21 protein-coding genes are annotated in these 26,346 nt (G+C 31.9%); 6 read left to right on the top strand and 15 right to left on the bottom strand.

Features of this window, described 5'->3' with window-relative positions; translation table 11 throughout:
- Window positions 1-66 precede the first annotated feature (66 nt).
- The 4 genes from pglX to IGL70_RS02700 form a co-directional block, all read right to left on the bottom strand.
- On the bottom strand, window positions 67-3,693 hold the full coding sequence (gene pglX / locus IGL70_RS02715) for a BREX-1 system adenine-specific DNA-methyltransferase PglX (protein WP_104873724.1): 3,627 nt from the start codon (window positions 3,691-3,693) through the stop codon (window positions 67-69).
- A gap of 63 nt (window positions 3,694-3,756) precedes the next feature.
- Window positions 3,757-7,428 carry a BREX system P-loop protein BrxC gene (gene brxC / locus IGL70_RS02710; protein ID WP_096573229.1) on the bottom strand — a complete coding sequence of 1,224 codons (3,672 nt, stop codon included), beginning with the start codon at window positions 7,426-7,428 and terminating at the stop codon, window positions 3,757-3,759.
- Between the two features lie 24 nt (window positions 7,429-7,452).
- Window positions 7,453-8,028, bottom strand: coding sequence for a DUF1788 domain-containing protein (locus tag IGL70_RS02705; protein WP_104873725.1), 576 nt, complete (start codon window positions 8,026-8,028; stop codon window positions 7,453-7,455).
- Window positions 8,028-8,627, bottom strand: a complete 600-nt coding sequence (locus IGL70_RS02700) for a DUF1819 family protein (protein ID WP_002327399.1) — start codon at window positions 8,625-8,627, stop codon at window positions 8,028-8,030. Before IGL70_RS02700 ends, IGL70_RS02705 begins: the two co-directional genes overlap by 1 nt.
- A gap of 1,013 nt (window positions 8,628-9,640) precedes the next feature.
- Between IGL70_RS02700 and IGL70_RS02695 the strand changes: the two genes are divergently transcribed.
- A complete protein-coding gene (locus IGL70_RS02695; RefSeq protein WP_010727436.1) occupies window positions 9,641-10,288 on the top strand; it encodes an ATP-binding cassette domain-containing protein in 648 nt (215 codons plus the stop codon).
- 105 nt (window positions 10,289-10,393) lie between these two features.
- Window positions 10,394-11,365 carry a site-2 protease family protein gene (locus IGL70_RS02690; RefSeq protein WP_104873726.1) on the top strand — a complete coding sequence of 324 codons (972 nt, stop codon included), beginning with the start codon at window positions 10,394-10,396 and terminating at the stop codon, window positions 11,363-11,365.
- Between the two features lie 86 nt (window positions 11,366-11,451).
- On the opposite strand, the gene IGL70_RS02685 is transcribed toward IGL70_RS02690, so the two are convergent.
- The 5 genes from IGL70_RS02685 to IGL70_RS02665 form a co-directional block, all read right to left on the bottom strand.
- Window positions 11,452-11,940: a PTS transporter subunit EIIC gene (locus IGL70_RS02685; RefSeq protein ID WP_104873727.1), complete on the bottom strand. Its 489-nt coding sequence runs from the start codon at window positions 11,938-11,940 to the stop codon at window positions 11,452-11,454.
- A complete protein-coding gene (locus tag IGL70_RS02680; RefSeq protein ID WP_162781111.1) occupies window positions 11,870-12,304 on the bottom strand; it encodes a hypothetical protein in 435 nt (144 codons plus the stop codon). Before IGL70_RS02680 ends, IGL70_RS02685 begins: the two co-directional genes overlap by 71 nt.
- A 2,100-nt stretch (window positions 12,305-14,404) precedes the next feature.
- Window positions 14,405-15,583 (bottom strand): hypothetical protein, encoded by a 1,179-nt coding sequence (locus tag IGL70_RS02675; RefSeq protein WP_104873728.1) that lies wholly within the window; start codon window positions 15,581-15,583, stop codon window positions 14,405-14,407.
- Window positions 15,584-15,597: 14 nt separating this feature from the next.
- Window positions 15,598-16,431 carry a serine/threonine-protein kinase gene (locus IGL70_RS02670; RefSeq protein ID WP_104873729.1) on the bottom strand — a complete coding sequence of 278 codons (834 nt, stop codon included), beginning with the start codon at window positions 16,429-16,431 and terminating at the stop codon, window positions 15,598-15,600.
- Window positions 16,432-16,446: 15 nt separating this feature from the next.
- A complete protein-coding gene (locus IGL70_RS02665; RefSeq protein ID WP_104873730.1) occupies window positions 16,447-17,166 on the bottom strand; it encodes a hypothetical protein in 720 nt (239 codons plus the stop codon).
- Window positions 17,167-17,469: 303 nt separating this feature from the next.
- On the opposite strand from IGL70_RS02665, the gene IGL70_RS02660 reads away from it, so the two are divergent.
- Window positions 17,470-18,642: an IS256-like element IS1542 family transposase gene (locus IGL70_RS02660; RefSeq protein ID WP_104807992.1), complete on the top strand. Its 1,173-nt coding sequence runs from the start codon at window positions 17,470-17,472 to the stop codon at window positions 18,640-18,642.
- Between the two features lie 1,020 nt (window positions 18,643-19,662).
- Window positions 19,663-20,196 (top strand): transcriptional regulator, encoded by a 534-nt coding sequence (locus IGL70_RS02655; RefSeq protein WP_104873732.1) that lies wholly within the window; start codon window positions 19,663-19,665, stop codon window positions 20,194-20,196.
- Window positions 20,197-20,571: 375 nt separating this feature from the next.
- Here the strand turns inward: IGL70_RS02655 and IGL70_RS02650 are convergent, their stop codons facing one another.
- The 4 genes from IGL70_RS02650 to IGL70_RS02635 form a co-directional block, all read right to left on the bottom strand.
- The gene (locus IGL70_RS02650; protein ID WP_104873733.1) at window positions 20,572-21,297 is read right to left on the bottom strand and encodes a hypothetical protein; all 726 of its coding nucleotides are present in this window, start codon (window positions 21,295-21,297) and stop codon (window positions 20,572-20,574) included.
- 153 nt (window positions 21,298-21,450) lie between these two features.
- Window positions 21,451-21,777 carry a hypothetical protein gene (locus IGL70_RS02645; RefSeq protein ID WP_104873734.1) on the bottom strand — a complete coding sequence of 109 codons (327 nt, stop codon included), beginning with the start codon at window positions 21,775-21,777 and terminating at the stop codon, window positions 21,451-21,453.
- 45 nt (window positions 21,778-21,822) lie between these two features.
- On the bottom strand, window positions 21,823-22,185 hold the full coding sequence (locus IGL70_RS02640) for a zinc ribbon domain-containing protein (RefSeq protein ID WP_104873735.1): 363 nt from the start codon (window positions 22,183-22,185) through the stop codon (window positions 21,823-21,825).
- A 36-nt stretch (window positions 22,186-22,221) separates the two neighbouring features.
- Window positions 22,222-22,437 carry a helix-turn-helix transcriptional regulator gene (locus IGL70_RS02635; protein WP_002404111.1) on the bottom strand — a complete coding sequence of 72 codons (216 nt, stop codon included), beginning with the start codon at window positions 22,435-22,437 and terminating at the stop codon, window positions 22,222-22,224.
- A 127-nt stretch (window positions 22,438-22,564) separates the two neighbouring features.
- Here IGL70_RS02635 and IGL70_RS02630 point away from each other — a divergent pair, with 127 nt between their 5' ends.
- Window positions 22,565-22,900, top strand: coding sequence for a helix-turn-helix domain-containing protein (locus IGL70_RS02630; protein ID WP_002403347.1), 336 nt, complete (start codon window positions 22,565-22,567; stop codon window positions 22,898-22,900).
- 75 nt (window positions 22,901-22,975) lie between these two features.
- On the opposite strand, the gene IGL70_RS02625 is transcribed toward IGL70_RS02630, so the two are convergent.
- Both IGL70_RS02625 and IGL70_RS02620 read right to left on the bottom strand, forming a co-directional pair.
- Entirely contained in the window at window positions 22,976-24,973 is a 1,998-nt protein-coding gene (locus tag IGL70_RS02625) for a hypothetical protein (RefSeq protein ID WP_113809442.1), read from the bottom strand.
- Window positions 24,974-25,066: 93 nt separating this feature from the next.
- Complete coding sequence (locus tag IGL70_RS02620) at window positions 25,067-25,345, bottom strand: helix-turn-helix domain-containing protein (protein WP_104874034.1); 279 nt, start codon at window positions 25,343-25,345, stop codon at window positions 25,067-25,069.
- Window positions 25,346-25,580: 235 nt separating this feature from the next.
- Here IGL70_RS02620 and IGL70_RS02615 point away from each other — a divergent pair, with 235 nt between their 5' ends.
- Window positions 25,581-26,315 (top strand): helix-turn-helix domain-containing protein, encoded by a 735-nt coding sequence (locus IGL70_RS02615; protein ID WP_025480547.1) that lies wholly within the window; start codon window positions 25,581-25,583, stop codon window positions 26,313-26,315.
- Window positions 26,316-26,346: the final 31 nt, after the last annotated feature.

Genomic DNA, 26,346 nt, shown 5'->3' with positions numbered 1-26,346 from the left:
TGGATAATTTCGCACGCAATTTAAGAATAAAAAAGAAAGTTGTTAGAAAACAACTTTCTCAAATAACTATTTTTTAGGTTCTTTGACCCCTTTTGTCAGAATTTGGAATTTCTCGCCGGTTTTAGGATCACGCTGCAACTTATCATAATTGACAATCACACCATCATCTAGGTCTAATTCAATTCGTTTTAATGCTAAGTGACCCAACTTCTCGTCATACTCACGAACTTCTTTTAATTGCTTCTGAATCTTTGCAATTTCTTTTGTCATTACATTTATTTTTTTTTGGTTATCACTTGTTGAAATTTGCTGCTGACGCAATTCGATTCGATTGTCATACGCTTTTTGTAGTTCGTGTAGGTATTCAGTACGTACTTTTCCTAATTGATCTGGTGTATAGCGATGCAAGTACATTAACGCTTTAAAGCCATTTTGTTTTCCTGAGTCCAATTGCCAATAAATTGGTCGATTGGAGTATGTTTTTAAATGGTCTTTGTAAAAATCTTTCAAAAAATAGCGACGTATGATTTCCTTTGGCTCTCCTTTTCCACCTAAAGTATCAGCAATGAATTGTAAGTTTTCTTCTAGAGTATCTTCACCAAAAGTCACCTCAACAAAATCAATAAAGCGATTGACAATGTCAATTTGGCTATCTTTGAAATACTCATCATCGGTGATGAGTAAAACATTATCAGTATCAGGTTTAAATTTTTGATAACGAGAAGGATCCCATTCGCCGCCAGCGAAGATGAGACCATCTTCGTCTAGGGAGTAGCGACCGAAGATACAACCTATTGAATAAGAAATAAAATCCTTAATTTCCCTTTTATTATTTACTATTTTTAATGAAAGTGGTTGATGTTCAATTTCTATTGATAACTCTTTATCCATTCCATAAGAAGATATAAAATGAGTATTAATTTCTCTTTCTATATCCCTCATACGTGAAATATTTGTTATTAACGTTTCATTCCTTATCTGGATGGAATTCTCTATTGTTTTAAAATATCCAAGTAATGAATTTTTTCTAAAAGTATACCAACCTTGTTCATTATCAATCCAATCATTTTTACTTAATCTTATTGCTTCTTCTACTAATTCTGTGACTTTTTTTCTGATATTTTCGTTTATTATTGTTGGAAAAAGAGAAACATATCCAATGTGCATATGGATCGTTGGGTTTAAAATATTAAAAATATAATTCGCGATTGGACTATTTAACAATCCAAGCAAATATAGTTGATCACTTTTATTTTCTGTAAAAGCAGAGTGTCCTGTTGAATCAAAAATACTCCCACTAGGTCTATAACGCATCGAAAAGGCACCACTTGTTACATCGGACCATGTTATAGATTCTTTAAAATAAAACTCTGTGTTTTGAGGCCTAGACCTAACTTTTCCATTATTATCGACAAAATTTCTAATTTCTTGACCGTCATTTTCCCAATTAACAATGTAGTCATAATTTCCATACCATCGACGAAAAGATCCTCCCTTATTGTAAGGGAACCACTTCTTCCTAGAATTTTTAGCATCCTCTAATGTTTTAGCATCAAACTTTATTTTATTTATATCTACCTCCCACCATAAACGTAAAAATTTATCATTATCAGCTGTAGCTAATCCTTGCTTAGGTGTTACATAATCAGAAATTGGTTTTCCTTTTTCAAAAGCAGTGATAATTGATTTGCTTGCCCAGTAAGCAATCGGCATTCCAGGAATTTTTTTGAAGTTGCTTTGATTAGTACTATAAAAATAATCGCATTCACAATGCTGATGAATAGCTTCTAGCGTCTTAACTTTTTGAACTTCCATTCCACCTTTAAAATCTGATAATTTGATATAGCTTCCCTCTTGTTCATTTGAATTTTTTATCGTAAACGTACAAATTGGAACGGTTGCTTCTTCAAAAGCTGAATACTCCATTTGAATCAAACTAGAAATGTTTCTTTCATTAATTAAAAATGAGCGTAACTTTTCATAGCTAGAAATGAACATCCAAACAAATGGCGTCATAAAGGAAGCATATCCATTATCAATCAGCATTTGGCTATTCAATTTAATAAACACAGAAAATAGATCTTTTTTGACATCAGAATAGTTATCATTTACATATTTTTTTAATTTCTTATCCATTTTATTAAGATAAGGCGGATTAGTGACTACCGCTACATATTTATCAACTAGCATTTCAGCCACGTCAAGAATGTGCAAGTATTTTTCTTGTATTTCCTTCATCCCATAAAGAATATCCATATTCGTAAATTCATTGAATTTTGATATATACTCTCTTACTTTTCCTAAGTATTCTTTAGTTATTGCCTGATTATTTTTATCGACTAACTTAATGATTGATCCAAGTTCTTTCCCATTTTCAAATTGATCAAAAATTAACTCTTTGTATTCATTCCAGCGTTCACTATCCTTATCATTGTTCAATTCACTAATACGCTCTTGATACTCGTCTGTCACTTTAGGAGAATCAATAAACTCTCTTAAATTCGGCGATAGACTTTTTTTCAAAAAAAGACGATCGTATTGACGCCCTTTCATCATAATTGCAAAATAAGACAACTGATACGCTCTCTTATCGATCTCAAGTCCATATAAATTGTATTCAACGATTGCACGTGCAGCATCACGCTCAGAATATCCTAACGTAAGATAAATTTCCATCAATACATCGAAGGCGTAAACTAAAATATGCCCAGACCCCATTGCGTTATCGATAATTTTTAGTTCTTCTGGTTTTAAATTACTTACAGATGTTGCTTGTTTAAAAGCATATTTATCAGGAATTAAGTATTTCAACTTATTTCTTAATTCACTATTGGGATAACGATCTAACCAATACTTTCCTAAACTATTGTCAACCATATAACGAACGACCCAATCTGTGGTAAATAGTTGAGTTGCTGCCGGAATATCTTGTTTTTTGACAATCCCTTTATAAATATTCACCACTTTATTATGTGGCTCACTATTATAGTACTGATACAACCACCCAATAATCTCTACCTGTCCACCAGCTTGAACATTGAAATCATCCTCTGGAATACTTAAAAGATCAGCGATTACGCCATCTTTTTTAATATAAGAAGCTGTAAACAAAAGTTCTGTATAATCTTCTACTTCTTCAAATAGCTCAGGTAAGTAATCATTCAATTGATTACAGATTTTTATAAAAATCAATTGATACAGCTTGTCCATTGCTTCTGCTGAATTATCTGTTTTCCAAGTTCTGACTTGTTGCTGTTCATTACTAGATAATTCTTCAAAGATATCGGCATCATAAATATCTGTAATAATATCTGGCTCAATTTTCCCACTTATTTCACTAGATAATACACGATACGTGTCAGGTAAATAATCATTTACCTCCATAAACCGAATGGCAATCAATCGGTTAAACCACGTATAAGCAACCTCTTCGATTAACTCTTGAAAAGCTTCTGAATAAGAAGTGACAGAAGCACGTTGTTTTAGTTCTGCAATCAATTTGTTTCTTTGCGCTATTTCTTTTCCTTGAATTCTTATTCCTGATTTTTCGATTTCTTGTAAATTGCTATCAATTTTCTTCACATCTTCAATTTTTGATTCATCAATTCCTAAACGTTTTGCTTTAGTCATTACTTCATCAATTAATTTTCTACGGGCATTGACCGCGAAATTCTTTATCGCTTTCTTATCCATTTTTCTTTCCTTTCTATATGTAACCTTTGAAAAGACAGGCACCTTTTTATGCCTGTCTTTTCACTAGAATTGAATCGTGATTTCTGTATTTTCTTGAAGTTGTTCCTTCAGTTTTTGATTAATTTCAGCTGTTAACTCATCAATATCTGCTGCTGACTTAATAGTTTTAACATGAACGTTAAGTGTTCTCATTGGTACTGTTTTCTGTCGAATAGTAGGTTTTACTATCGCTATTTCTTCAGCTTCTGCTGCAGAGTCTATTTCATCTTTTTCAGTTTCACGAATCAAGTTTGCTGCTTCAATTTGTTTACGTGCTTGTTCTTCTTGACGTCTGCGATTTTCTTCTTTATCGAAACGTTGATTAAAGATCGAATACTGTTCTGCTACGTTTAATGATAAGAAAACAAGATCATCTATAGTATTCGCTTGTTCAATTTTTGCTTTCAGTTCTTGAAATTCTTGGTCAACTATTGGTACAAATTGATCTTTAAAATCTTTTCCTTCTAATAATTTAAATGTTGCTTGTTTTTCTTCCGTTAGCTTATTTAATATTTCCTGACTTTCCAACTCTAACAGTTGGTTATATTGTTCGATAAATTCTTGAATCAACTCATTTAGTTTCATCATATCTGAATAAGGATCAGCCTTTTTCAAAATGGTTTTCATCTCATGAATCAATTGATCAATTTCTTGGCTAGAAGTTTGACGCCGACTTTTTTCGATTAATCTAATTTTATCTTGTGCATTCTCCCAGATTTTTTTCTGAGTACTATTTTGCTTGTGGAAATTTTTAATTTTATCATATGTTTCAGCCCAGTCGAATAATTCATCGCGATATTTTTTGATTGTATAAAAAAAGTCTTCAACATCTGACGTTTGAACAATTACTTCAAGATATTTTTTTATTTGCTCATATTCATAAGCACTAGGGTAGGTATAAGTGTTTTGTAAATCAAAATAAGAGCGTAAATTGTCTAATTGACCTTTTAAATGTTTCTTGAAATTTTCCATTGTATGTTCATTGTTATTTTCATCAACAATATTACGACTTTGAAACAGTTCTCTACCGATTTCGTCAACCAATTTTTTTGCTTTTGGCGAAATCACCGCGCTTGGTTCAATTTTTATCTTTTCACTTTCTCGTCGTTTTTGAATAATCATTACAATACTATTGGGATCATCCATCCGTGAAATTTGTACATTGTTATAAAGTAAATCAATTTTACCAGACATGAAAAGTTTAGCGATGCACCATTCCACATCAAGTTCTGTGAATCCATACGGTTGTTTTGTTTCAAAACGATCACGAATTGTTTTCATCGTAATCGTTAGGTGATTTCTCTTTTGATCATTGATAAAATTGAAAATTTCCTGAACTGCTTGCTCATTTGATGGATCTTCAATAATTTCATTTTTGCTTTCTTTCACTAAATATAAGATATCTTCTTTTTCTTTAGGCGCATCAATTTGGTTTAATTTATGGTATACTTCTTCAGCCATTTTCTGAAGTGCTGATTGGAATTTTGCTTTAAAGTCGGAGCCTGTCAGTTGAATTTCTGCACCGTTATAGAAAAATTTTGCAGATTTCAACAGTTCATTTAATTGATCGTTGATACTTGCACTTAGTTCCTGTAATTCACCAGATTTTTCCGAACGAATCGCGTCAAAGTTCTTTACTACACTCGAATAAGTCGTTGTTAAATAAAGATTCATTCTAGCATACATTGCTATATCATCTTTAAATTCTTTATCTGATGGCAATTCTACGAATAATAAGTTACGGGAACTCTTAAGCGCAAGTTCTGCCTCTTGACCTGCTAAATCAGAGTATGGTGAAATAAAATTAACTGTCATTTCAGCATTTCCAGCTTGCTTGTATGGACGTTGATCTAACACTTGTGCATAAGTAAACGTATACCGGTTTTTAAATTTATTTCCACCTGACATGCCTAATTTTTCATAGGCAAAACTATTTCGGTCTAGAACGCCGTCAAAAATTCGTTTAGATAGTTCTACGATCAAATCACTATCTGTAATATTTTGATTTTTAATCTCACGAGTAATTTCCTGTTCTTCATCAGTTTGGAAAATATAACTATCTAAGTTCTTCCGCACAAAGTTTTCCTTAATTAAAAGGTCCAATGCTTCTTCTACTCGTTTTTTAGTTTCTAGGCGGTCTTCGTTGATATTTCTTATCATCAAGCTCGTAATATTTTCAACATTTGGTTTGATGGCTTGATCAACATATTTAATCATGAATAAAATTCGTAAGACATTCACGTTAAAGTCATCTATATCAGTTGGCCTTTGAATGTGAGAATTATTTGTAGCTTGTGTAATCACTCGGCTAATTGCTGTATCAATCCAACGTTCTAACGAGTAATAAAACTGATCTAAAGAAACCAAACTGGTTGTATCATTTTCCTTATTTCGTTCAGCGGCTTCTTTAAACATTGCTAGTAATGAACGTTCACCAGACGATAAGTTTGATCCTTGATAGCTGTGATTACGAATCTCGGTTAGAATTTGCCCCAATAAATTGAATTGATATGGAATAAATGGATAAACTTCTGCGTAATTTTCAGCATCTTGGAAGAGCTTTAATTCAGGGCTATCAACAAAGAGTAATTTATTTTTCAATTCTGTTTGAACAGTTTCAAATTGTAAAGCTAAAGAATCATTGGCAGACTCTTTTTTCTTCAAAATACGTTCTTTAATTACTTCATCGGCATTTGCTGAAGATAAACTCACAGTTGTGGCAAAACGATCCTTGATTTTAGAAAAATCATTATCAGAATTGTTATCAAAGTTTGTTACGTGATCAATCGCTTCCTGACTTGTCACTAATACCCAAGCCTTACCTTCACAAATTCGACCCAAATCTTCCACAACGGTTTGTAACTGCAAAGTCAACTCACGATTACCGCCGATATATTGTCCGACCTCATCGACTAGAAAGGCAATATGATGGTCTGCTTCTTTGGAATCAAGATAGCTTTTAACTAGATTGGCAAAATCATCAATGCTTATTAAATAATTTCCTGATGCTTTTTCTAAAAAATTATCAATAGCGGCTTCACTCATAAAATCGATTTTAAGTGCCGCTTCTTTGATATCATCTTGAATCCAATCAAACTCATGGCGCTCTTCTTGCCATTTTGCCCCATTAATCTCTTCAAAAGCAGCTTTGAATGCATCAAACTTTTCTTCTTTAATTAACCGACGTTCAAAATCTGCTAGATGTGGAATCGTGCTTAATCCTTGCATTTCGTTAAATACTTTTAGAAAAACATTTACGATTCCGTTTTTATCTTTTTTACCACCTGCATCACTTTTTGAATCAATATTAAATAGAATAACATCTGTATTTATTTGTGAGCACCGTTCCATCGTTGCCAAAGTCAGTGGATCTTTGATTTTTCCATCTTCTTTGAAGTAATCAATGGCTTTCTTGTCATTTATTTCTCGATTTGCGAGCAAGTAAGAAATAATTTTTAAGAAATGAGATTTACCCGAACCGAAGAACCCCTGAATCCAAACACCCATTTTATCTGTTGGCGTATTGATACTTCGTTGATAGGCATCAAAAATTGTTTTAAAGTGTTTTTGTAATTCTTTCGTAACCACGTATTCTTCTAATTCTTGTTGAACATTTTCATCCTTTGCTTGACCGACTTTAATAACTCCTTGAATATTTCGGTCAATTGGTTTTGCAAAAATATCTTTAATTAGCATTTACTCTCCTACCTTCCAATCCAACTAAACTCTAAATGCTCGATAATAATTATCGTCTTTATTGGTATTAAGAATCGTTAAACTTAACTCATCATATTCCCCTGGATACATCATCACAACTGGTACGCGATCAAATACCTGATGCATTTTATTTAAAATGGAGTGCGCTCTAATTAACGGATACAATTCACCAATTCCTGTCAGGAACACAACTGATTTTTCTGGTGTGTGGGTATCCACATATTCAAAAAATACATTTTCTTCCTCAGGTAAATCCATTTTCAATAAACGACCAATGCTTTCCACTAATTTTTGTAAACCACGTCGTTCTTCCATCTTAATCGCTTTTTCAGTGAAACCACGTTTTTCTAAATACTCTAACATAATCACATAGAGATTATAAACTTTCACTTCATAATTATCACCAACAGATGTTCCAGATATATCATTAATATAATCTCTTACAATTAACTCGTCTTTTGGATCGTAGTCAAAGATATAATAGCCTACTTCATTACCTAAACCACGATTCAATAAAAAATCTTCTTTTTGGATTACTTCGTCCAGTTTTTCTAAATGCTCTTGAATCGATAATGACATTATAAAATTCCTCCCAGTGCTAGTACAATATCTTTACGATTCTTGTCAACTAACCATTGAATCAATCGTTTATCTAATAATATCGGGGTCATTCGTCCGTATTCTTTTTCCCCTCTGACTAATCCTGTTTCAATTAGATTCGTTTGATAAGCGGCAATAAGCCGTTTAATCGTATAATCTTTCCATTTTGAAATATCTTCTGAACTTCTCCGCTTCTCTGTAAAAAAAGAACGGTAATCAACTGGTGTTAATTGCAAATTTCCTTTACGTAGATTTTCAGCATATACCTCAGTCATAAATTCACTAAAAAGATCATCAATCATAAGGATGGAAATCAAATTCACTAACTTTTGATTATCTATATTTAACTGATTGAAAAGTTGCAATCCAGCTTCATCCAGTTGACTAACTCTCCTTTTCACGTTCTGATAGATTTCTTTTTGACGGTTACTGCTCACTGCCAAAAAAATATTTTCATGTTCATTTTTCTCTTTAATTTCTATATCTGTATATCCTTCTAGTCGTAATTGAATATATAACTTGAACTCTGAAAACCAAAAGCGTTTAGAAACTAGACCAGCAGAATATTTTTTATTCAATAGATTGCCTCCTAATCATCTATAATTCAATAAGTAAACAAGTGTTTTTTGCTCATCGTTAGCATTCATTTTTTACTATCTACTATACAATACATATTTATTATAGTTTTATTTTTTATATCCATGTATGCAACCTAAACATCTAATTATAAAAATTACATTCTCAGAAACTTTCTTGTACACTTGGCTTTCCTTAAGAATAGCACATAATTTAGTTAAATTTTAGTTCTTTTTTATATTTCTACAGTCTGTTAATAAGTAAAAAATTTACTTTTGTATAATGATTTATCCCCCAGACCCTTCCAATGACTCTTTTAGGAATCAGAGGAAAGGAATAGGCTTTGCAGAGATATTTGATTTATCAAATTACTATAGACTGACGGTATATATTAGCAGATACTATCATCGGGAACGTAACCAATATCGTAGCCAAAATAGCAGGTAGAGAAGTTATTTGGGGAATCAATTTACTGTTAGGTTAGCTCCTAGTGTCTACTTTTGACAGTAATTCATTCATGAAACAAATCCATATTCTCAAATACAGTTAAAGATTATATATCTTGTAATTCAATTAACCATGATCATATAGATGAAAAAATCTTATTACTATTTCCCTTAATAGGATTCGTTACTCATTATTACTAATATATTTTTTGTAAATATATCCTTCATGATTGAAAGATTTTTTTAATTATTCAAAATTTCTATCCTTTGATTATCTTTTCTTTCGGGCATCTATTGATAATAAATGAGCAAATAACTATAGGCGGATTGATTGCATTTAACACTATTGGTGTAATGTTTTTATCTTCTTTATTATCAATAGCTAATAGTTATAGTCAACTATTGATGGTAAAATTTATTTAGATAGATTGTTGGATATCTTAGAAACTAAAAATGAAACACTTACTAGTGGAGACCAAGAAATGAAAAGCTATACGGGAGCAATTAGCATGGATTGAATTAGTTATCGATACAGCCTATTTTCAGAGAATGCAGTTTCGGATGTTCGATTGAAGATTTGTTCGAATGAAAAAATAGCGATTGTTGGCGCAAGCGGTTCTGGAAAATCTACATTATTGAAGATCATATCATGCTTATATAAGCCGACTAGTGGTGAAATCTACTATGATTATTTGAATGTGAAAGATGTTCGATTGCATGATTTGAGAGAACACATAGGCATTGTTTTACAAGAGAATGTTTTATTTAATGGAACTTTTAAAGAGAATATCTTAATGGGAAGGAAATATTCAGATGAAGAAATTATGGAAAGCATTAAAGTAGCGAATTTAGAGGAGCTGCTTTCATCATTTCCATTAGGTTTGGAAACAAGAATTTCAGAAAGTGGGCATAATCTTTCTGGTGGACAAAGGCAAAAAACATCTATTGCTCGAACGATTATATCTGATCCTAAAATTATTTTTATGGATGAGCCGACTAGTGCATTAGATAATATTTCTGAAAAAATTGTTATGAATAACTTATTTAAAGTTTGTTCAACGATGATTGTTGTAGCACACAGATTGTCTATGATTCAACATTTTCATAAAATCATTGTTATGGATCACGGGAGAATAGTTGCAATAGGTACGCATAGAGAACTGATTGAAAATTCCTTTTATTATAAAAAGCTATATGAGAAAAATGAAAAGGAATAGCTTCTACTATTTTCATTGATTAATGAATATAATTTTAAAGACCAAATGAGAGACTAGAAAATTGAGTAAACTATTACTCAACATAGTTAGGAAGGAGATGGCTTCGTGAATATAGTGCTTTTAGCGATAGGGAGTATAATGATATTTTTGTTTAATCTATACATTCATGAACTAGGACACTTAGTTTGTGGCTTTGCAACAGGGTACAAATTTCATAGCTTTCAAGCAGGATTTTTTATGTGGATTAAAGAGGAAGATCGTATAAAGTTTAAGTTACTAAAGTTTTTTTCTATGGGAGAATGCTTGATGATTCCGCATGAAAATAAAGAAGTGTTTAAATTTTTTTGGTATAATTTTGGTGGAAGTCTTTTTAATCTATTAAGTGCTATTGCATTCCTTCTTATTTATAAAAATTCAGAAGGAAGCATTTTATATGAGAATCTTTTAATTGTTGGGATTATTGCGGGTATTATGTTCTTTATTTCGAACTCTTTTCCAACTCCAAGAGGAACTAATGATGGAACAAACATTTATGCGGCATTAAGATCTGAAGAAGCAAAAAGGGGGATGCATGCTTTCTTTTATCTTCCACCTACCATGGCGAAAAACGGCAAAAGATTCAGAGATTTACCTCATGAGATGTTTAAAGTTGATGAAGGAATTAAGCTAGATAATCAGTTTATCATTTATCTTCTTTTATGTGAAGCAAGTCGGTTACGAGACATGGGTGAATACAATCTTGCAATAGAAGAGCTTAACCGATTGGATTTTAAAAACTTGCCACCTTCATTTAAAATATTAGTAGCTCTTGAGTTTTTAGATTATCATATTATTCATCGCCCTGATTTTGAAAAAGCGAAGGGCATATATGAAGATAAAGAGGTACAGTTATTTTTGAAAAATGATCTGCCTTCTAACACTAGAATTTTAGCAACATATACTTATTTTGTTTTGGATAATGTAGTGGAAGGAAGGTATCTTTTAGAAAAGGCTAAAAAACAGCTAATAAACTTTCCTGATCGAGGATATAGAAAGATGGAAATTGAATATGTAGAACGTTTGGAGAAATTAATGTAATGTATGGGATCACTTATGTTGCGAATAAACTTATATTAAACTTATTTTTTGATTTTAAATAATCATGAACGTATAAAAGGAGATTGTTACAATGGATTAAGATATTCTCCTGCCTGATATTGTTCGATTGCACCTGTTATGAGAACCATGATTACTGGAGTTAAAGCCGCCATAATAGAAACAGGATAAATCCCAATAAAAAATAGTAAAGCACAAACAAAGGAAACGAGGATAAAAGTAGTTGGTGATTCTCCTAATTTCATGATTGGAGCGCCAATAAATTGATTTATTAAATCAAAAATATTTACATCGGTTAAAAGTGAAAGTCCCATCTGAAATAATGCAATCACGATAAAGATAATGACTCCTATTGCTAGTGGTTCAAAAGACTGACTAACCATTGGTGGTACAGAATCAGGGAATTTGATTACTAATTTATCAGTTTTGACTGACCTTAGATAAGGCATTGAAATTAAAACTGATACAATCATTGTAACAAATAAATCAGAGCTCCCTAAATACTTTTGTTGGAAACCTATAATGACTTCTTCGCCATTTGGAATAGTCTGTGGCATTGAACATTGCTGTAAAAATTGGTGTTAACCCTACTGCTAAAAAGAAATCCGCAACTGATTGCATTGGAAAATTTGAAAGTAAAGAGTCTAATAAATCAGAAAACATGTTAACTTGATAGACATTTTCCTCGCTAAGTAATTTGTAGACTGTCTCACTAAAGGTATCCATAGCCATCAAATCAACCATAAATTTTGGTTCTAATTTATTATTTCCAACAATAAAAATCGGTAGTCCTATATCTGCTAATTCCGTAAGCAACTGTATTGTTTTGGTAGAATTTCTATCTTTAGATTGAACAATCAATGCTTTGCAGCCTATACCATTCGTTGACACATGCCCTTTTTCTATTTTAAATTCTAACAATAAATCAGTTGAAACAAATTCATAAGAAAAACCATGATCATTTAATATGGAGTTATCTTTTACTAAATGTTTCCCGTAACTTCCCTTTTCAGAATTTAGGTATTCATCTCTTAGAATCGCTAGATCAATATGATGTTTTTTCTTCTTTCTTTGATTAGTTTAATTTGATGAGCAAATATTTTTTCTTGATTATCAATTCCTTTATTAGACATTTTATTTTTCCTTTATGCAAATCCCCAAAATTTATAACGTCATTGTAATCGTTATCAAAAAAATATAGGCTATTAGAGCCTTTTTTTGTATTAAAAGGACAATATTATACTTAAAATCCAAATATTTACCGAGTTATTTTGGAAAACAGATTAATTTCAAAGATTATCTAATAATTAGGTAGATGATCTCCCTTAATCAGACTGAACTAGAGATTAACACTCCGAAAATTAAAAAACTAAAATATGAAACATCAAAAAAGATAAATTCTTTGAAAATCAGAAAATTAAGTCTAAAAACCTGATACAAATATCAATCAATTTGTTATTAAAACAAATCAGATAATGCAACGTTCAAAACAAACACTCCATAATGTTTAATCATATTTGAAAAATGGACATTCTACACAAATTGTTATCAAAATGATAAGAAGAGTAAAGCCAACTGTTCTAGTTCCTTCAACTTTTTGTTAATAGACTAAGGAACAAAAGTTACTAAAGAAGGGCTATAAGTACGAAATTAGGCGTGTTTAAATTCCTTTTACTTGTTCAAACTATTTCTAGAATAGTACAAAGAATGTTTGATATTTGGAAAGATCCATCAGAGGTACCGAAAAAAATCAAAGTATTCCAAAGAACAAAAGCGAGAACTGTTAATCATTAGGCAGTGTTATATATAAACTATTCGTATACTTAGTTATCCAAATAGTGATACCTGTCGCAATGGCGTGAAGAAATAGCAGCAACCAAGGCTAGAAAACTTTGGAAAAATACGGAAAAATTAACCAAAAAATTATAAAGAGGATATGTTGAAAAATTCTTTATCTCCAAATAAGCAGAAAAAAGCCAACTGAAATTGGCTGACAGATAATTTTGAGTTTAGAATTCCCGCAGAGAAAATTCATTTATTACTACTTGTTGATTATCGCGATATTGCTATCATTAGTTAGTCCATTAAATTCAAGCTTAATGCAGGATCAGTAAATAATATGTTAAGTGCTAGACTCGCTACCCGCCAAGTCAAAGTGAATCCAATCGTTCATTCTAATCGTGATACTCATTACCGACGGCCCAATTAGTTCGAACAAATGGAAGAAGTGAATTTATCTCGCTCCATTTCTAAAAAGGTTACTCACCAGCAAGTTCAGCCTTCGCAAGTTTGTTTGGCATCATATCAACGAATAGGATTATATTGAGTGCTCAGTCCTCTCTAATAATGGAAAAGAATGTATTTAGTAAAAAGGGAAGAGAATTATACCCATCCCCTTTCATACATTTTATTATTGTCGTTCGCACTCAAAGTAGTGACTAAAAAATGTTGCTTGAGCTACTACTAGAATTTGAACAATCTAGTAGTAAACATTCAAGTCTTTAGATTCATCAGACAAATGGATAATATTAGCTGTTCAGTTCATTATTTCTGGACGGTCGTTTGTTTTAAGTTAATATACTGATGAATAAAAAAATGCTCGAAACGCTTTAATATAAACGTTTCGAGCAATGAATTAGTTGTTATCCAACAGACCCTTCCATATAGATTTTTGAATTATACACTAGTTTAAACTAAAACAAACAAGGAAAAACTTACCATTTAATCAAAAAATTAGCTCATATGAATATATTAAAATATAAAATAGACTGGTCAAAATCTGGTCAAAAAAGAGGACTAATACAGGTAGTCCTCTTTTTTGTTATTTTGATGTTCTAAATCATTTTTTATTGGATTATTCCCTTGTTCGATATAAACGCACATCGCACTATCAATAAGTACCAAACTGAATCATATAAAGAAAGACAAAAATTGACTTGTTAAAAGACCATCAAATATCATTTACAATCAATACAATGGATTCAGACACGGATTCAAAATTCTTTATAGAGAATATAAATATTAAAGTTTATCCCAAATGTTGTTAAGAATAATATTATATGTCTTATTGTGATTAATCAACGCTGATCTAGTTACATCTACTATTTCTGTAAAATCTCTTTTTTGGCCTTTAATTCCATTTTCATCTAGAGCTCTCAAAAGTGTCTCAGCAGTTTGTAACTGAAGTAATTGTCCATTATATGTTTCTAAATAAGTAGCTCTTTCACTTTCTTTACATTGATAATATAAACAATTTAAGTAATGTCTATGCGAATGCTTCTCACTATAATCTGATGATGAGGGCAGCTCTCCTTTAAAAAGCATATTGCTAAATTCACTTTGCATCGATGGTGGGGGCGAAATTATCCCTAATAAGTCTTGTTGATATGCAATATCTAAAAAAGCTAATTTAAATTCAGATAATACAGCAGGAGCATAGTACCATGTTGAACGTTTACTTGGATTATTTTTATCAAGCGTTTCAAATCTCTCTCTCTGAAACCATCTAACATTTAAAAAATTACCAGAAGCAATTGCATCACATTTAGCTGAAGATAAACAAAGCATTTGATGGCTAGCGTACCCTACTACAACTTGCTTATTTAATCTTTTTATACCTGTAACTAAATTCATCAGGTTTAATAACCATAGAGGTTTATCAACTAGATATAACTTATCAGGATGTTCACAAACTAAATATACGCCCTTTACAGGAAGTTTTTCTAATAAAGAAATGATTTTTTCAAGTTCTCCAGCATCTTTCATAACATCTTTATCTAAGGAAACGGTTAAAAGCAATTTATAATCATTTACATGTTTCAAGGCTTCATCTACAATTTTTTCTTGCACCTGCAACCAGTTTGAATCAATTTTATTAGTTGTATAGGATGGTAAAATGATGGCTTTTGATCTTATATTGGAATTTAGAGAGACAATTTCTTCTACTAATTTTTTCGCATTCTTCATACCATATTGCCAATAGTCATATTTTTTTAAATTTTTGTGATACTTTTCAGGAAAATACATTTGAGGATCAAATAAAACGTCCCCATTAATATTGTTTATTTTTTCACAAAAATTTTCAAGCTTGTTTGGATCAATATTAACTGGACTGACGATTACCGTACCGCCGCCCCAATTTTTTATTAACTCTTGACACATCCCTTGCATGCCATGCCCCATCTGAATATAAAAATCCATAGTTCTGCCCACCTTTATTTTATAATTGTATTTCGTGCCGATTGAAGGAATAATAAAGCTTCCTTGGCATTAGAAGGACGTTGAGAAGGAAATTTAGCCATCATAACATTTAATAGTCCTAAAAATTGCCTATTTTCGTCTCCTGGTATGGTAATAAGAGTAGGAAGCATAGTTTTTGTTCTATTTTCAACTTCAAATCTACTTATTGCATTCTCCACAAATGGATTTTTTCCTGTTAAACATTCATATACAACTACTCCCAAGGAAAATATGTCAGCCCTAGAATCAATATTATCTTTAATATTATCAATTTGCTCTGGAGCAGAATATCCCAAGCTATGTGGTCCTTTGACAGCTTCTGTCATCGTTAACGATTGCATGTTTAATACACGTGCAATCCCAAAATCTAAGAAAAACAGTTTTCCTTCCGAATTTATCATTATATTTTCAGGTTTTATGTCTCTATGAACAATATTTTTTTCTTCCATTGATTGGATAAATTGCAAACCTTGTTCTAAGATATCTATTGCTTTTTCAATATCTATTGGTGCATTCTCATCAATAAATTTTCGTAATTCAGTTCCTACTATTTTTTCTTCTACAATATACATAGTATTATCACCATAATATTGAACTTCTCCAAAATCAAATATTTTTGGAGAATTTTCAAACCTGCCAGTGGTGATGATCTCTATTTCTCTTTCCAAACGTGGAGACTTATTTTTACATATTTTCAGTACTACAGCTCCGTATAAAGGATGCTCTGCCGAATAAACAACTTTTTGACCGCCACTTGCAAGCTTCTCTATATTTTCGTATTGTTCTAACAATGTCTCAAACTCCAACATTTTTTCCTCCTCTTATCATAAGTTCAATGACTTTCCAATCCACTCATTAAATTGCAATGATATGTAGCTTGTTGGTAAGCTCATTTTTTTTGCAGGTATGATTTTACGAAACTTATCAGATTTCGTATACAAGCCTAGCCCTTTTTCGTAAAACATATCCTTCGTTTGATCATGTGGGTTTTTAGATATAGTAAGAGCATAGGACTCTGACGCAAACCAGGTGTTCATTAATGTTTGTGAATATACCGATTTAATATCGGATATTTTAGCTTCTACTGCTATTAATTGCTTAATTCCAAAATAAGAATCTAATCTACGTGGTTTCCACTGTTCTTTAGAACGAAAAACCATCTCACAATCAATTAATTTTTCAAGTGATTTTAGAATTTGATTATCAGAAAAGCCTAATTCAGACAAATATTCACTCTTGCATCCCTTATTTTTTATTAATATTGTAAGTATTTTCAAATCTTGCGTGTTAATAGTATTACGAACAGATTTCCATTGATTAAAAGCCCCATCATCATAAGAAGCTAAAACAATATCTGGAAAAGCAGATTCGATTTTAGGTTCTATAAATATTGCTAATTTTTTTCTTTTATTATATCTAAAAAAATACTCTCTGTAGTATGAAATAAATTCTAGCACAAGATCATATTCTTTTCCTAAAGTATTAGTCCTTGTATACAGTCCTATATCTTTTTGGTTTTCATCAAATATTTGTATCTCATTCATCTTATCCATCCCTTGTACTATTTCATATCCATACTGTATTATACTATATTTTTATTTGTAAAAAAGTAAGAATTGAATGATCATATTTCAAATATAAATGAAATGTTTGCATGTATAAAAAAGTTAAAAAACAAACACTATTTAGTAGTATAAATTAGACTTTAATTGCAAATATTTATTTTCAAAAAATTAGTAAATGAAATGATAAAGTCCATATAATTGTGTAAAAGATAAAAGGCCATGTAACAGCCCTTTTACGGTACAATGTTTTTAACCACAAAAACATACCCAGGAGGACGTTACATGACCCAAGTACATTTTACACTGAACAACGAAGAGGTTCAAAGTATTATTGAACATTCGGTAAAAGATGATATTTCTAAAAATATTTTAACCACTGTTTTCAACCAATTGATGGAAAATCAACGAACAGAATATATTCAAGCCGATGACTATGAACGTTCAGAAAGTCGTCAGAGTCAAAGAAATGGCTATTATGAGCGAGACTTTACGACTCGTGTGGGTACACTCGAATTAAAAGTGCCTAGAACACGTGATGGTGAATTTTCACCGACGGTGTTTGAGCGTTATCAGCGAAATGAAAAGGCACTGCTCGCTTCAATGCTTGAGATGTATGTTTCGGGCGTTTCGACACGTAAAGTTTCAAAGATTGTTGAAGAGCTATGTGGAAAATCTGTATCGAAATCTTTTGTTTCTAGCCTGACTGAGCAGTTAGACCCGATGGTCAACGAATGGCAGAACCGTTCACTCTCAGGTACGAATTATCCTTATCTGATGACTGATGTTCTCTACATAAAAGTCCGTGAGGACCATCGAGTGCTTTCTAAAAGCTGCCATATTGCGATCGGGATAACAGAAGGTGGCGACCGTGAAATCATTGGCTTCATGATTCAAAATGAAGAAAGTGATGACACATGGTCCATCTTCTTTGAATACTTAAAAGAACGCGGCCTAAAGGGGACAGAACTCATCATTTCTGATGCCCATAAAGGCCTAGTGTCTGCGATTCGTAAGTCATTTACCAACGCAAGTTGGCAGAGATGCCAGGTCCATTTTTTAAGAAACATCTTCAGTTCCATTCCAAAAAAGAATTCAAAACCGTTTAGAGAAGCAGTAAAAGCGATCTTTAAGTTTACGGATATTGAACTCGCTCGAACAGCTAAGAATGCCTTAGTCGGTGAATATATCGACCAGCCTAAATATACAAAAGCCTGCGAAATATTGGATAATGGCTTCGAAGATGCCTTTCAATACACGGTTATCGGAAATAGTCATAATCGGCTAAAAAGCACCAACCTTCTTGAACGACTGAACCAGGAAGTCCGCAGAAGAGAAAAGATTATTCGGATTTTTCCCAACCGAACGTCTGCCAATCGATTAATTGGAGCTGTCCTTATGGACCTTCATGACGAATGGCTCAGTTCTACAAGAAAATATATTAAGTTTGATCAATGAGAGACCGGTAAAACATTGTATAGTATTTTACACAGGATTATGGACTTGACTAATGAAATGCTCAAACACTTGATATAACAACAAATTTAACATTTTTTATCATTTCAGATACATTTCACTTAAGCGGATTCCAAAAAAACAAAAGAAAAAGGAACCCCTAGTTAGCCTATGCTTTCTAAAAGTTCCTCTTGAGACACGGTCATATAACAACGGGGGAGGGTAATGAATAAAAAGATAGAAAAACCATTATTCAATGACTTTCTTAAATACTTCGTTGTAATCAGTTACCTTCCCCAGACACTCTCCTAACATTGTGGCTTACCGTTTGACCACCTTTAGCAAACATCGTCATTATCCCTTCACTCTTATTAGAATACTCACTGTATCCTGTTTTTCAATGGAAACTTGATCGTATTTAACACCTGCATATTCAAAGGAAAAATAGGCGTGTAACAACATATGACACAACATGGAAATCTCCAATATAGAATACTACCTGTTCTTCTAGTACTTCTATTCCAAATCCTTTATTATTAACCTTCCAATCTCCTAGTAATTCATCTGGTGTAGTAGTTGTTATCTGATTATTTACTTTTATCTCCAGTGGATTGGAGGTCTGCTGACTCTCGACTGTACTTGTTGAAATACTGCTAATGTCCTCATTATGATTTTTACAAGTTGTTAGAAATATTAATGAAAGAATCACCAAATATTTCTTCATGCTTTTTTACCTGTATGATGGTGCTTTACGGCATAGCCCGCTACGGCTAGGCCAATTAACAAAAACAACCAGTTTTTACTACTTTTTTAAGCATTTCCCAATGAGCTTTCCTCTTTTGTTGTTTTATAAAGTGTAGATACACCACTACTTGTAAATTTTTGTTTCTCTAAAAAATTCATTATTATGTTCAATCTCTCGTAATTTTTAATAATACTGAAATATTAGCAACAAATTTGTAATCGATTTATTAACATTGGTATAGTATTCTTTATTTACAATGAGTAAAAAGGAGCTTCAATATGAAAGACAACAATTCAAATCTAAGCACATATGCAGAAAGACTTCTAAAGCAAGTCATGGACAATTCCGAAGCAACTGATTGGGATAATGCCGTTTTGGAATGGGATATTACCGCTTGGGATGAAGATGATGAGCTTGAGACATCATGTTTGTGTGGTAAAGAAAACCTAAGATACCTCTTTACAATTACAAATAGAGAAAATGGAAATGAATTAGAACCGATTGGTAGTCAGTGTATAAAGAAGTTTGAAAGGGAAGACTTAAATGAAGAAACTGCAATTTTTGAAAAATTATTCAAATTGCAGGCGGCACTATCATCAAATAAATACATTGGACTCTCTTCCGATTTTTTCAGTCGTAAGTTGCTTGATTATTTTTACGAACAAAATGTGTTCAACTATAATGATCTTGTTTTTTTAAAGAAAATGTTTAACAAAAGAGACAAAAGTAAGATCACATCTAAACAACAGAAAAAAATCAATTTCCATATTATTGGTCAAATAATCCCATATTTACGTACTATCCTATCTTAGTATTCCCCTAAAGCTAGAGAGTATTCTCCGGCTTTTTTGTTTATATTTCTACATAGTTATCTTTAGAACCGTTTCAGATACATACAAAACAATTACATGTGTTTTTTTCATAAAAAACAGTACTATTTAGTAGTATAAAATATACAAATTTCTTAAAAAAAACTTTACTAAAACTACTACCTGAAACAGTCTAAAACACTTATATATCAACATTTAATAAACCTATCTCCGTTTCATTTCAGATACAAATAAATACAGTCGGATTCCAAAATCCAAAAAAAAACACCCCAAGTAGCTTATCCTCAGTACTGGAGGTGTATAAGTACGGTCATATAGCAACGGGGTGGGGTAATTAATAAAAGGATAGAAAAACCATTATTCAATAACTTTCTTAAATACTTCGTTGTAATCAATTACCTGTCCGTTCTTAAATACCACAGAATAATCTTTTTTCCCATTTTCAAGTAACCGAAGTGGAATATCTTTACCAACTTGCTCTGTCACTGCATTACTGATACCTGTTAGATTAGCTAATAAATCTGATAAAGATTGAGCATCTGTAGAAATCTCTGTATCAGTATTTATCGTGATTCCTTTATCTTCATTTACAAGTTTCCAAGTAGGTGGTATAGCTGTGTATGTTTCTACAAATGAATTAAGTTTTTCATTAAGTGACTTCTCTTTTATATTTCCATCTAAAAACTCTGTATATATGGCTTGAGCCATACTAAAACAAAGCTGACCTTGTTCCAATAATTTTACATCGTTAGTTAGTAAAGCTGTGTTCACTTTATCTATCGCTTCAAGAAGAGTATCTTTGGTGTCCCTAACAGCTTTAGGCGTGCCTTCTGGAATTTCTCTACTTGATACCTCGTCCATTTTATCTTCCATAAAACCCTTAAATTCGTATCTTTCTCCCAAATCCATAAAATTTTTTGATAAAGTTTTCATTTCTGAGTCTATTTCTTCAATAATATTTAACATGTCTGATACATATTGTTTAGGCTGATTCGTTTTTAATCTATATGTGGTAAATATCTCAATTCCTCCAATTATCAATAAAATTGCCAAACAAATCCATAATAATTTTTTCTTTTTCATTTTTCCTCCTATACACTGCTGTTATAACAGTGACTAATGTAAAGATTTTCCCAGTAATCATCAGACTATTATTTACAGGGATTCAAAAAAACTCCTTAGTAAGCTTACACCTTTAGGAGTTCCTGTTTGGACGGTATGCATAATACATTTAAATCAATTTAACATTAACACCTCAGTATATGGTATCTCTACATATACACGGTCTTTTTTTGGATAGTACTCGACATTTATATTGATAGCACTTCCATTGTCTAACGTAGCTTTAGCCCGGTACGTGTTATCACCATTATCATGAGTGATCGTCACATCATCACATGACCGATTTAAGTTATACTGTTCTTGTAAAATCTGAGTTACCAATGGTACAGATGACTTCTCTAGTCCAGATGAACCCGTCATTCTTGAAAAAATTATACCTATAATAGCCAATACAACGATACCTATAATGACAAACTTCTTGTTCATATTTACTTTATTCAACTTTTTATCTCCTATCTCCAAAATAATTTGCTCTTATCCCTCTTATCAGTACATTGACATCCCTAAAAGTACACCAAAGATTGCTCCAGCTACCCCTGCTATCATCAAAATCGTACCCATTTTCTCATCTTTTTCTCGATATAAGTAGCCCATAATAACAGCAACAGCACCAAATACAACAGGAATAAATGCTAACGATACTACCATAGAAATCCAACCAATAATCAAATACAGCTTCCCTGTCTCTTGTCCATGTACGATTTGTTCCTTCATTTCATTAATTGTCTGCTCAGTACTTTTCTTTACTGTGTCTACTTCGGTTGTCTCATCTGTTTCTTGTAATGCTCCGCAAAACTGGCAATACTTACTTTCATCTGTTATTTCTTTGCCACATTTTCTACAATACATGTCTTCTCCTCCTAAAATCATTCAATTGCTTATGAGTTAACTGTTTACTTTATTAAATACATCAGAAAACAGCTCATTTATTGGTACACTTAATATCTCAGAAAGCATTTTCATTTGATAGGGTTTAGGAATCGTTCTCCCTGTTTGCCACGAACTTACGCATTGCTGTGTAACATTCATTTTTTTGGCTAACTCCGTTTGAGAAAATCCTTTTTCTTTTCTGTATCGGCTGAGATTACTTACTTTTTTCATGATTCTCCCCTCCTGTTTTATTATATACAACAATATGATGTATTTCAACTCGTAAAATATATAAAAACTTCAAGTATCATTACAAATACAACAACTTGTTGTACTCTACTGAGAAGGGGGTGTATTAATGAAACAGAAACAATATGCAAAGGTCATTAGAGAAAAGCGAAAAGCACTCGGGTGGACACAAAAAGAATTAGCTAAAAAAATCTTCTCTACACAACAGGCAGTAGCAAGATGGGAAAATTCTGTGACAGAACCTAACCTCGATAGCTTAACAGCTCTTTCTAGAGCCCTAGGAACCCCTGTAAGCCATTTTCTAGACAATGTTGTCGTAGATTATGAGGAAGAGTTTTTGGCTCTCTATCGCTCTCTTAGCACTGAAGATGCAATTCGAACAATTGACTATATGAAGCTATTAAAAAGGCAAGAAAATGAACGCAATCAGCTATTGAAAGATTGAAAAATAAATAACCCACCGAACTTTAACGGTGGGTGTATTGAGATGAAATAAGATTAAGAGCTATGGATAACCTGTCTAGGTTAATACAATTGGGTCTCTTCTATTCCTTACTCTCCGTCCATCATCTCTTGTTACACTTGTAAATTGATAAAGAGGAACTAATTCAACACCAGATGCTATCAATTCTTTTATTACTTCATCTATCCCTGCCCCTTTTGCTAGATAAACTAAAAAACTACTACTTGCTTTCACATTGTATAGTCTCTTAATATCCTTAGAAGCTCGTTCAAGAGTGAATCCTTGTTTAACAAAGTAGCCTCTGTTTTCTATTAAAGCATTTTTCACGCTGTTATACTCAACATTTCGTAAGCGTTCACAAACAGTGTTAATAAGTTCTTTCTCTGTCATTATATATGTTCCTTGCCACGATAAGCCCTGTAAAACTTCATGTGCCTCATCTAGAATCAATTGTTTTTCCTTGCTGAGTTCTGACCGAAAATTTTGAGGAAATACTCTTTTAGCCTCTTTTTCGTTAAAACATATCTTAACCCATGCATAAGAAAAATATTGATATGTAAAATGAAATTTTTTCAGAAGTGGAAGGATGTCTTCATTCAATTTTTGAATCACACAAGTTGCATTAAAAACGTCTAATCGATAGACATTGCTTCTCTTATGATTAAAGTTTCCTAACGCTTTCTCTTCCTTTAACCTATTTAGGTATTCGAGCATCTTCAAAGGAACATCTTCATCATCTAATTTTTTTATCAATCCTATAAATGTCATAAATGATAGTAACTTATTACATTTATCTATGCCATAAGCTTTACCATAGTAAGAACTCATTTTTTTAGCTAGTTGTTCTCCCGACAAAATACAAGTCACACTTTCCTTACTATCATCAAAAAAATTAACATCAGAAAGCAAGACATCATAGACATGTCGCATTTCCTCTAGATAATTCTTTACTGTCCTGAAAAGCTTGTCTTCCATAGATTCAAGAGTGTCAAAAAGTACTTTTGATTCCTCTTTCAATTTTCGAAAATGTGTAGGATACAAGTCCAGGTTCTCTAATAGCCAATTGAATGTTTCTACCCGACTGTCTTTCTTTAAAATTAGCATCACAACTCCAATAAAATTTTCACTGATACTACAATTACTGGAATGACAATAAAAAATGGAATGCCCAGTTTTACTGGAAAAAATACTAGCAGATGGATTATGGTCGTCGTGAAACAGACATCTTAAGTTTTTACTTGACTTAAGTAATTTATTCATATCAATAGTTAGCAATCTTTCATAAATCTCATTGAAAGACATGTCGGAGGAATCAAACAAGCAGTCTTTAAACCACTGTTTCATTTCTTCTTTGTCATCATTTTTTATCAACTTAACAAAATCAGTTTCATTGACTAGTTCATACTCTCTCCCTGAATCACTTTGACAATTTTTAGAACATGTCATGGTAAAATCAATCGGAAGCTCAGTAATATCTAACATGTTGTCTTCATTAATTATTATCACTGCATCTGACTTATATCCTCCAAAAAACATTCTATTCGAAGCATTTACATTGTCATCACACCCGGGTATGATTTTTTTCAAGTATTCGTAAACAGCAACCATTTTACTATAGTCAGTAATTGCTTCTTTTAATAGAAAGACAATCTTGAATTTTTCTAGATTTTCAGAGTACCGAATACTTTTTTGTATCGCAAACGCAGAATTATGAACTAAATTGATAGATAAAGCCTTTTCTATGCTTAAGTATCTACTATCATCTTTACTTAAATCTACTACCTTCCCCTTCTCATCTTTAACAGTGTTATCGACATCCAGAATAATAACTCTAGTTTCTAAAAAGTCTTCATTTTTATTGCCTTTATTCTTTGTCTTACTTGGAATAAATGATTGTGATGAATTTAGTATCTCTAGAAACTCATCTATTGTAACTTCTCTATAGTTATCTAAACATCTTTCTCTTATTTTCTTTTTTTCATCCTCTATAACTGGTTTCTCTAATAATTTTTCTTTATCTACATAAATTGGGATATTAATCATTGGTGTTTCCATTGGTGTTTCCTCCTTATAAAATTCTGTTAAAGACTAAAACATACAGATAATAAACACAAACTCTTTATTACTATATGTTTTAGTCTTATTTGTTTACTCACCTTTATACCGTTCCATGAAACTATCAATATCAGATTTTTTGAATCTAATGACCGTATCAATTTTTATGACAGGTAACCCGTATTGAGAAACATATTTTCTAATCGTTCCTACTGATACGCCTAGATATTCGCTTGCCTGCTGGTAGTCCATATACTCTAGAGTAACTCCAGAAATAATGTCTTCTAGCATAGGCTTTAGCACTGTAATTATCTCTTTCACTTGTTGTTCAACTTGTATAGAAACAATACTATCAATGATTTGTAGAGACATATTTCCCCCTCCTTTCGTGATTACTTGAACAAATTTTCTAAGAATTATCTTCGTATTCTTTGCTCAAAATAAAAGTGCTTTGTTGTTATTAACCGATTAATCAAATAAAAAATGATTACCAGTTCATCGACATACACATAATACCTCGATAAAAAAGGGGTGTCAATATGTTATGTAAATTTATTTACAACACCCCTTTTTTTGGTGTATACTAATTTTAGGAGGTGTGGTCAATATGATAAAGCGTCCACCAATAAATTATTTAGAACGGAAAAAGATACTCGGAACAAAAATAAAAGCTATAAGAAAGAGTAAAAAATTAACACAACCAGCATTTGGTCTTATGATTAACAATGGTCAATTGATTGACAAAAAAACTATCTACGAATGGGAGAAGGGAACCTATTTACCAATACCAGAACGATTATCCCGAATTGCTGATTTAGGAAATATAAGTATAGAGGAGTTAGTTTGTGGCAGTGTAGAAGAATATATTTTCGGAATTATTCTTTATGGAGATAGCATTGTGTTAGATGGTATAACATTTCCGAATAAAAACCTGTCACAGCATCTTTATCAACAGTTTCCACCAGTACACCCCGATTTAGATAAATGGCTGAATAGATATTCCAAATTAGAACCAGAGACGCAAGAATTTATTGCTAACAAAACTTGTAATAAAGTTAAAAATGAAAAAATTAGTCTTTTCAATATCTTAAAAATAGAAGAATTATTCATCAATGCTATTGTAGAAGAATTTGACAATAACATTCTTTTCCTCACTAGCAGTATAGAAGAACAGCTAAAAATAATGGTAGATGAATGGCTACCTAGTCAATTGGAAGACATGACTTATCCCGAAGAAGCTGTGAGAGAAATTTTTGATAATATAAACAAGCTAGAACAAACGATTTCATCAATTGGAAAAAAATACACTAAGAAAAAAATGAAGGGAGGTGATACCATCTAGTGGTAAGTACTCCTTGTAAATTAAGAGGAGA

Origin of the sequence: Enterococcus sp. DIV0901a, assembly GCF_051711525.1 — a bacterium.
In the GTDB taxonomy this organism is placed as follows: Bacteria; Bacillota; Bacilli; order Lactobacillales; family Enterococcaceae; genus Enterococcus_B; species Enterococcus_B faecium.
This window is presented reverse-complemented; position numbering and strand designations above follow the sequence as displayed.

Excerpts from the sequence above, each read along its gene's own strand:
- IGL70_RS02625 (WP_113809442.1), bottom strand. The coding sequence starts at position 24,973 with ATGGAAACACCAATGATTAATATCCCAATTTATGTAGATAAAGAAAAA.
- IGL70_RS02670 (WP_104873729.1), bottom strand. The coding sequence starts at position 16,431 with ATGTTGGAGTTTGAGACATTGTTAGAACAATACGAAAATATAGAGAAG.
- IGL70_RS02650 (WP_104873733.1), bottom strand. The coding sequence starts at position 21,297 with ATGAAAAAGAAAAAATTATTATGGATTTGTTTGGCAATTTTATTGATA.
- IGL70_RS02665 (WP_104873730.1), bottom strand. The coding sequence starts at position 17,166 with ATGAATGAGATACAAATATTTGATGAAAACCAAAAAGATATAGGACTG.
- IGL70_RS02640 (WP_104873735.1), bottom strand. The coding sequence starts at position 22,185 with ATGTATTGTAGAAAATGTGGCAAAGAAATAACAGATGAAAGTAAGTAT.
- IGL70_RS02630 (WP_002403347.1), top strand. The coding sequence starts at position 22,565 with ATGAAACAGAAACAATATGCAAAGGTCATTAGAGAAAAGCGAAAAGCA.
- brxC (WP_096573229.1), bottom strand. The coding sequence starts at position 7,428 with ATGCTAATTAAAGATATTTTTGCAAAACCAATTGACCGAAATATTCAA.
- IGL70_RS02620 (WP_104874034.1), bottom strand. The coding sequence starts at position 25,345 with ATGTCTCTACAAATCATTGATAGTATTGTTTCTATACAAGTTGAACAA.
- IGL70_RS02615 (WP_025480547.1), top strand. The coding sequence starts at position 25,581 with ATGATAAAGCGTCCACCAATAAATTATTTAGAACGGAAAAAGATACTC.
- IGL70_RS02705 (WP_104873725.1), bottom strand. The coding sequence starts at position 8,028 with ATGTCATTATCGATTCAAGAGCATTTAGAAAAACTGGACGAAGTAATC.
- IGL70_RS02660 (WP_104807992.1), top strand. The coding sequence starts at position 17,470 with ATGACCCAAGTACATTTTACACTGAACAACGAAGAGGTTCAAAGTATT.
- IGL70_RS02655 (WP_104873732.1), top strand. The coding sequence starts at position 19,663 with ATGAAAGACAACAATTCAAATCTAAGCACATATGCAGAAAGACTTCTA.
- pglX (WP_104873724.1), bottom strand. The coding sequence starts at position 3,693 with ATGGATAAGAAAGCGATAAAGAATTTCGCGGTCAATGCCCGTAGAAAA.
- IGL70_RS02685 (WP_104873727.1), bottom strand. The coding sequence starts at position 11,940 with ATGCCACAGACTATTCCAAATGGCGAAGAAGTCATTATAGGTTTCCAA.
- IGL70_RS02635 (WP_002404111.1), bottom strand. The coding sequence starts at position 22,437 with ATGAAAAAAGTAAGTAATCTCAGCCGATACAGAAAAGAAAAAGGATTT.
- IGL70_RS02675 (WP_104873728.1), bottom strand. The coding sequence starts at position 15,583 with ATGGATTTTTATATTCAGATGGGGCATGGCATGCAAGGGATGTGTCAA.